This is a genomic window from Chryseobacterium taiwanense (assembly GCF_000813825.1).
Lineage (GTDB): Bacteria > Bacteroidota > Bacteroidia > Flavobacteriales > Weeksellaceae > Chryseobacterium > Chryseobacterium taiwanense.
In genome coordinates this window covers 1-238 of sequence record NZ_JWTA01000042.1, presented here as the reverse complement: position 1 = coordinate 238, position 238 = coordinate 1, and the positions used below count along the sequence as shown (strand labels likewise).

The 238-nt window shown below is 41.2% G+C and carries 1 protein-coding gene; it reads left to right on the top strand.

Features of this window, described 5'->3' with window-relative positions; all coding sequences use genetic code 11:
• On the top strand, positions 1-238 hold a 238-nt coding region (locus RM51_RS18910; RefSeq protein ID WP_039373360.1), incomplete at both ends, for a DinB/UmuC family translesion DNA polymerase.

Here is a 238-nt window from a genome sequence, read left to right as displayed (position 1 = left end):
CTCTTATACTTCTGCTGATCATACCCTGTCAAGAGTAGCTTTGGAGCTTTTTAGTAAAGTATATACAAGAAGAATGAGGCTTCGTTTGGTAGGATTACGCTTTACCGGGCTTGTTCATGGTAACCATCAGATGAACCTTTTTGAAGATACCGAAGAGCAGATGAGCTTGTATCAAACAATGGATTACCTGAAAAACCGCTTTGGAAGTGATGCTGTCGGCAGAGCTTCAGGTTTTGAT